At 68.9% G+C, this 5,873-nt stretch carries 9 protein-coding genes; 4 read left to right on the top strand and 5 right to left on the bottom strand.

Features of this window, described 5'->3' with window-relative positions:
• Nucleotides 1–124: 124 nt before the first annotated feature.
• The 4 genes from ACFWPJ_RS22450 to ACFWPJ_RS22435 all read right to left on the bottom strand — a co-directional run bounded on the left by ACFWPJ_RS22450 (nucleotide 125) and on the right by ACFWPJ_RS22435 (nucleotide 2,142).
• Nucleotides 125–577 (bottom strand): hypothetical protein, encoded by a 453-nt coding sequence (locus ACFWPJ_RS22450; RefSeq protein ID WP_378854281.1) that lies wholly within the window; start codon nucleotides 575–577, stop codon nucleotides 125–127.
• 36 nt (nucleotides 578–613) lie between these two features.
• A complete protein-coding gene (locus tag ACFWPJ_RS22445; RefSeq protein ID WP_378854279.1) occupies nucleotides 614–1,402 on the bottom strand; it encodes a CbtA family protein in 789 nt (262 codons plus the stop codon).
• Nucleotides 1,393–1,593 carry a CbtB-domain containing protein gene (locus ACFWPJ_RS22440; protein WP_378854277.1) on the bottom strand — a complete coding sequence of 67 codons (201 nt, stop codon included), beginning with the start codon at nucleotides 1,591–1,593 and terminating at the stop codon, nucleotides 1,393–1,395. Before ACFWPJ_RS22440 ends, ACFWPJ_RS22445 begins: the two co-directional genes overlap by 10 nt.
• A gap of 225 nt (nucleotides 1,594–1,818) precedes the next feature.
• The gene (locus ACFWPJ_RS22435) at nucleotides 1,819–2,142 is read right to left on the bottom strand and encodes an antibiotic biosynthesis monooxygenase (RefSeq protein WP_189029711.1); all 324 of its coding nucleotides are present in this window, start codon (nucleotides 2,140–2,142) and stop codon (nucleotides 1,819–1,821) included.
• 56 nt (nucleotides 2,143–2,198) lie between these two features.
• Here ACFWPJ_RS22435 and ACFWPJ_RS22430 point away from each other — a divergent pair, with 56 nt between their 5' ends.
• Nucleotides 2,199–2,939 (top strand): alpha/beta fold hydrolase, encoded by a 741-nt coding sequence (locus ACFWPJ_RS22430; RefSeq protein WP_378854275.1) that lies wholly within the window; start codon nucleotides 2,199–2,201, stop codon nucleotides 2,937–2,939.
• Nucleotides 2,940–2,948: 9 nt separating this feature from the next.
• Here the strand turns inward: ACFWPJ_RS22430 and ACFWPJ_RS22425 are convergent, their stop codons facing one another.
• Nucleotides 2,949–3,803 (bottom strand): A/G-specific adenine glycosylase, encoded by an 855-nt coding sequence (locus ACFWPJ_RS22425; protein ID WP_378854283.1) that lies wholly within the window; start codon nucleotides 3,801–3,803, stop codon nucleotides 2,949–2,951.
• 114 nt (nucleotides 3,804–3,917) lie between these two features.
• On the opposite strand from ACFWPJ_RS22425, the gene ACFWPJ_RS22420 reads away from it, so the two are divergent.
• The 3 genes from ACFWPJ_RS22420 to ACFWPJ_RS22410 all read left to right on the top strand — a co-directional run.
• The gene (locus tag ACFWPJ_RS22420; RefSeq protein WP_378854273.1) at nucleotides 3,918–4,541 is read left to right on the top strand and encodes a carbonic anhydrase; all 624 of its coding nucleotides are present in this window, start codon (nucleotides 3,918–3,920) and stop codon (nucleotides 4,539–4,541) included.
• A gap of 81 nt (nucleotides 4,542–4,622) precedes the next feature.
• Nucleotides 4,623–5,297, top strand: coding sequence for a hypothetical protein (locus tag ACFWPJ_RS22415; RefSeq protein WP_378854271.1), 675 nt, complete (start codon nucleotides 4,623–4,625; stop codon nucleotides 5,295–5,297).
• Nucleotides 5,298–5,577: 280 nt separating this feature from the next.
• Nucleotides 5,578–5,873: hypothetical protein (locus ACFWPJ_RS22410; protein WP_378854269.1), on the top strand; the 296-nt coding region annotated here is incomplete at its 3' end.

Here is a 5,873-nt window from a genome sequence, read left to right as displayed (position 1 = left end):
CGGGGCCCGGTGTTTTTGTGTGTGACCGCGTGTTTTTTTACCTGCTCTCTTTTTTGTGGTCTTCGCGCGGTTGTCATGTCCAAAATCTTTTTTTGGGGGCCCTTTACAAACAAAACCCCCGGGGTCAGCGCTGGGTGAACCATCTATGCGCGGCCGGGGTGTACATCGCCGGAATGGCAATCACCACCGCCAGGATGTGCACGGCCCGGCAGCCGGCGAGCACGGCCGAACTGGGGGACAGGCCGGCGAACAGCTCACCGAAGTCGTCGGTCGACAGCAGGACCGCCAGCGGCTCGACGATCAGCGAGAGCAGGCCGACCACACCGATGCCGACGGTCAGCACCGCGCGGGCCACCCGGCTGCCGTTCACCATGTACAGCGCCACGGCCCCGACGACCAGGTAGATGGCGAGGCGGGGGAGCGATCCCGCTGCGGTGGCGCCGAATTCACCACCGCCACGGACCGCGCGCAGCAGACCTTCGGCGGCGCCCGCGGCCAGGGCGGTGACGAGCCCGCCGAACGCGACGGTCACCGCGCGTGGCCGGGGTACGGAAACGGAAAAGGCAGTGCCGGTCATGACACCGACACTGCCTCTCGCTGATACTCGCGAGGATCACCCTGCGGTAGCGACCTGCTCCACTACCGGAGTGCTACGGCGCGAGGCGAATTCGGTGAGCGCGGCGTAGGCCAGCCCCAAAGCCACCCACAGCGTGGTGGTTTCGGCGAGCGAGGCCACCCGGAAACGCCACAGCAGCGTCGCGGGGAAGTCGTCGGCCACCTCGTTCACACCGGGCAGCAGCACGTAGCCGATGGTCGTGACCAGCACGAACGCGGCCACGCCCGCGATCAGCCGGAGCGTATCCAGCTGTCCGGCCAGCACCTTGTATGCCGCGATCGCGGCCGCGACGGCCAGCAGGCCGAGCACGACGGCGGCGACCCACAGCCAGGTGCGGGTGTTGATGGTCTCCGGATCACCCACGGCGGGCGGGTTGGCCGGGTACTTGAAGAACGGCACCGCGACGATCGCCGCCCACGCGAAGCCCGCGGCGTACAGCGACAGCTTTGGCCCGGTCAGCGCCGTGAACCGGCGGGCGTAGTTCAGCGCCGACGCCAACAGCGCGCCGAACGCCATCCCGGCCAGGCCGAGTGCGAGGAACTGTCCCGCCTTCTGGCCGGACCGGCTGACCAGCGGTTCTTCTTCCCCGCCATGGGAATGACCCGCGGGCTCCGCCGCGTCGTGCCCGTGCTCGGCCGGTGCCGCGGCGGCCTCTTCGATGGCGATCGCGGCGTCCACCTGGGGTTCGCCGATGAAGTAGCCCACTGTGGCGGCCAGCAGACCGGCGATCAAGCCGGCCAGCAGGCCGCGCAGCAGCAGGGTCTTGAGTGATCCGGTCAGTGGCACGGGACACCCAGCAGGTGACGTCCGTCGTGCATCAGCTCGTGCAGGTACATCCCGCTACGCGAGACGGCCCCCTGGTCGAAACCGACCAGGTACAGGGTGAGCAGTGCAAGCAGAACGACACCGACCGTGACGAGCACGGTTGCCAGGGTGTCAAGGCCGGTATCCCGGCTGGGTGAATGCGCGATGGCCATTCGGGTCCTCCTCAGGGATACGCGTCCCACGGTCGAAGTGTGGTGCGAAGGTGCCGGTGTCTGGCTCTCCGGCACCGGGAACCCGGTACGTGGATACAGTGGCGCGACCGCTCCGGAATCTCACCGGAATTACCGCGCACCCTCGCGTGCTGTCTCTCGAACTGTGACAGTCACCGACCGTCCGCGTCAATACGCGCGTGCGCATGTCCAGCGGAAACGCCGTTATCAGGCCTTGGCGGGCACGTCCAGGACGACCTCGAACTCGAGCAGCGAGGCACCGGTCGACACCGGCTTGGGACGCTCGCCCTCACCGCCGTGTCCGGCATGCGCGGCACGGGCCGGACCGTCGCGCCACGCGGCGAACGATTCCTCCGAATCCCATTGCGTCACCACGAAATACCGGTTGTCGCCGGCCACCGGGCGCAGCAACTGGAAGCCGAGGAAACCGGGGGAGTTCTCCACCGCGTGCGCGCGGGCGGCGAAGCGCTTCTCCAGCTCGGGGCCGGCGCCTTCAGGGATCTCGATCGCATTGATCTTCACAACAGCCATAGCGCCGACAATACGACCGCGCGGGAAACATCCCGCTCTGGGGCACAATCGTCAGGGTGTTGTACGACGAAGGCGGGACCGGCGTCCCGATCCTGCTGCTGCACGGGCTGATGGGCAGCGCGCGCACCTGGACAGATCAGCTGCCGTGGCTGCGCGAATTCGGCCACGTCTACACCGTCGACGCCGCAGGTCACGGCCGGGTGCCGCCCGCCGAGCTCACGACGGAAGCGTTCGTCGCCGATCTCGCCGGGCTCACCGCCGAGATCGCCGAGCCGATGGTGATCGTCGGGCATTCGATGGGTGCGATCCACGGCTGGGTCTTCGCCGCCACCTATCCCGAACGGGTGCGCGCGATCGTCGTCGAGGACATCGCGCCCGATTTCACCGGCCGCACCGCCGCGCACTGGGCCGAGCTGATCCACTCCTGGCCGCAGCCCTTCGCCGACGACCAGGCGGTCCTCGACTACTTCGGGCCGATCGCGGGCGCGTACTTCCTGCGCGCCTTCACCGCCGCGCCCGACGGCTACCGGCTGCACGGCGAGGTCGACACCTTCCGCGCGATCTCCGAGGAGTGGGGCACGCGCGACTTCTGGACCGAATGGAAGTCGCTGCGGGTGCCGGCGCTGCTCATCGAAGGCGAGCACACCATCACACCGGCCGGTCAGATGCGAATGATGGCCGACCTGTACCCCGGTGCCGAGTATGTGTGGATCGCCGGGGCAGGGCATCTGGTGCATGACGAACAGCCCGAGGCCTATCGCGAGCACGTCGGCCGCTTCCTGCGTCGCGTGCTCTGAACCGCACGGTTATCCCGCTGCGCCACCTTCACCGGCCAGTGCGAACAGCCCGTCCTCGGTCTGCTCGATCAGACCGTCGACCAGCAACGAATCCAGGGCCCGCGCGCGCTGGCCCGGATCGCGCGTCCACGCCAGATCGAGGCGTACCTGTTCCACGGGTCCGGAAGCATCGCGCAGCACATCGAGCAGGCGTCCACGCGCCTGACGGTCGGTGCCTTCGTACTTCTGCACCTTGCGGGCCACCGCGGCGGCAGGCTTGCCCGCCTCGACCCACGCGCAGGCGGGCAACGGGCAGCGGGCGCAGTCGGGATTGCGGGCCCTGCACACCAGTGCGCCCAATTCCATCAGTGCGGCCGAGAACTTCGCGGCGCGCGGCACCGGGACAGGCAGCAGGGCCTCGGTCTCGGCGAGATCGCGCGAAGAAGGATTGCCCGGCTCGCGGCCGTGTACCGCACGCGCGACCACCCGGCGAACATTGGTGTCCACCACCGGAACTCGCTGACCATAGGCGAAGCAGGCCACCGCGCGGGCCGTGTAGGCGCCGATGCCGGGCAGGCTCAGCAGCACGTCGACATCGGCGGGAACCACGTCACCATGCTCGGCGGCCAGCACCCGCGCGCACTCGTGCAACCGCAGCGCCCGCCGCGGGTATCCCAGCTTGCCCCAGGCTCGCAGCACCTCGGCCTGCGAGGACGCCGCCATCGCCGAGGGCACCGGCCAGCGCGCCACCCACTCCCGCCAGATCGGCTCGACGCGAACGACCGGGGTCTGCTGGAGCATGATCTCGCTCATCAGGATGTGCCACGCGGTGGCTTCCGGCTTGCGCCACGGCAGGTCACGCGCCGTGTCGGCGAACCAGTCCATCAGGGCTTCGGCGTCGATACTCACTGCTCCCGTTCCCACTCCGCCAGGCCGTGTTTGCCGACGCGTAACGCGCCGGACTCGCTGGTAACCAAGGGCGTGTGCACAATGGTCGGTATGCCTGGTTCCAATCCGATTAGCGCCTGGAAGTCACTGCGCGAAGGCAATGAGCGCTTCGTCAACGGCAACCTGCTGCATCCTAGCCAGGGTGCCGCGGATCGAGCCAAGCTCGTCAGCGGCCAGCATCCGCACGCGATCCTGTTCGGCTGCGGCGACTCCCGGGTGGCCGCCGAACTGATCTTCGACCAGGGCCTCGGCGACATGTTCGTCGTCCGGACCGCGGGTCACGTGGTGGACAGCTCGGTGCTCGGCTCGATCGAATACGGCGTCGAGGTGCTCAATGTGCCGCTGATCGTGGTCCTCGGCCACGACAGCTGCGGCGCGGTGAAGGCCACGATCGACGCGCTCGACGGCGGCGAGGTGCCCGGCGGGTTCATTCGCAGCGTCGTCGAGCGGGTCACCCCGTCGATCCTGGTCGGCCGCCGCGAAGGCCTCACCTCGATCGACGAGTTCGAGGCGCGCCACGTCGAGGAGACAAGCAGGCTGCTCATGCAGCGGTCGATGATCATCTCGCAGCGCGTGGCCACCGGTCAGCTCGCGATCGCGAGTGTCACCTACAAGCTCGCCGACGGCCGCGCGCACCTGCGCCGGGCCGTCGGGAACATCGGCGAGGTGGCCTGAACCGGGGTATAGACCCCTTTGGGCCGCCGACACGCCGAGGTCATCGAGCGCGGGCTCGCGCGGTGCGCTTACCGTTGAGGCGTGCTGGAACCGAATGGACCGCTGCCTCCGGAGATCTACTGGCGTCGCCGTGCACTCGCCATCGGCGTCATCGTCGTCGCGCTGGCGATCGTGATCTGGCTCGTCACCATGGTCGCGCGCGGCGGGGACTCGTCGGGGAAGACCGACGCGGCGGCGACGACCACCTCCGAGTCGAGCAGTAGCAGTTCCGCCGAGTCGAGCTCGACGACGGCGAGCAGCAGCTCGGCGACCCCCACGTCGAGTGCCGTGGCGACCAGTTCGGCGGCGGCTGAGCCCGCGGCCGCTCCGTGTGGCGATCAGTCGCTGGCGCTGAAGGTGACGGTCGGGCAGCCGACGTATCGGGTGGGGGATCAGCCCGCGTTCGGGACTGTCATCACGAATATCTCGTCGGCGCCCTGTTCGCGGGATCTGGGGCCGGGCCCGCAGTTCCTGGTGTACACGCTCGACGGGCAGCGGCGGCTGTGGGCAAGCAACGACTGCAATCCGGACGGGCCGCCCGATCTGAAGACGCTGAAGGCAGGCGAACAGCTGTCCTACAAGGGGGCCTGGTTCGGGACCACCTCGCAGCCCCAGTGCGCCGGGGATCGGTTGCAGGTGCCCGCCGGCGCCTACATGGTGGTGGCGCAGCTCGGCGCCATCCGCAGCGCGGCCGAGCCCTTCAACCTGGCTGAGTGATTGGAGCGCTGGCGCGCTCGAGTCGCGGCCCCTCCTGTCCCGTCGGCCGACTTCGTCGGCCTGCCCCTCCTCGAGGTCGGGGCGTACGGGGCCGGTTGGGAGCGATTGCGTCGGCCTGCCACTCCTCGGGGGCGGGGGGCGGGGCCAGCGAGGTCGGGGTTGCGGGGCCAGCTGGGAAGGGCCGGCATTGTGCGGGTGCGCTGTAGGTCACATGTTCAAGTTGGGGCAATTTGCAAGCTTCGCATGATCGATGCGCGCGTCAATGGTTGTTGGCACAGGAATGCCGAATTTCGGCGAAATCGGCGGTTTGCCGGGGTTATTCCACGGGGACCGGGTCGCGGGGTGCGCGGGATTTGCGGAGTTCGGCCAGGCGCAGGGCCGACCGGAGATCGCCGACCTCGTGGATACGCATCGAACCGATCTTGGTTTTCTCCGAACCGGGTGGGACGAGGGCGGTCGTGAAGCCGAGGCGCTCGGCCACGGCGAGCCGGCGGCCCAGGCCCGTGGCCGTGCGGTCTTAGCCCGCCACGCCCACCTCGCCGAGGATAACCCCCACCGCGGGCAGGGCGATATCGG

The sequence above is a fragment of the Nocardia sp. NPDC058497 genome (assembly GCF_042720195.1).
GTDB lineage: Bacteria > Actinomycetota > Actinomycetes > Mycobacteriales > Mycobacteriaceae > Nocardia.
The sequence above is the reverse complement of the archived record's forward strand: the minus strand, read 5'-3'. Positions and strand labels throughout refer to the sequence as shown.